Origin of the sequence: Halolamina salina (assembly GCF_042678005.1) — an archaeon.
Classification (GTDB): Archaea; Halobacteriota; Halobacteria; order Halobacteriales; family Haloferacaceae; genus Halolamina; species Halolamina salina.
Window position 1 is genome coordinate 1 of record NZ_JBHUDH010000063.1, and the last position, 347, is coordinate 347.

At 72.6% G+C, this 347-nt stretch carries 1 protein-coding gene; it reads left to right on the forward strand.

Annotated features, from left to right (window positions below; translation table 11 throughout):
• Nucleotides 1–347 (forward strand): M24 family metallopeptidase (locus ACFR9S_RS07035; RefSeq protein WP_379818338.1); only part of this gene is annotated, 347 nt, incomplete at both ends.

Genomic DNA, 347 nt, shown 5'->3' on the forward strand with positions numbered 1-347 from the left:
TCGGTGCCGGCCCGCCCGCCGCGGACCTCCACTACACCGGCGTCGATCACATCGCGCCGGGCGAGACGGTGCTGCTCGATATCTCCCCGCGCGGCCCGCACGGCTATTACGGCGACCTCACCAGAACGTTCGCCGTCGACAGCGACGGCGGCTGGGAGCGTCGCGCGTTCGTCGCGGTCGAGCAGGCCCACGAGACTGCGCTCGAACACGTCGAGGCGGGCGTGACGGCCGGAACGGTCCACGAGGAGGCCGCTGCCGAGCTTACGGCCCACGGCTTCCGGATCGACTCGGACGAGGTCGGCCTCACCCACGGCGTGGGCCACGGCGTCGGCGTCAGCCTCCACGAG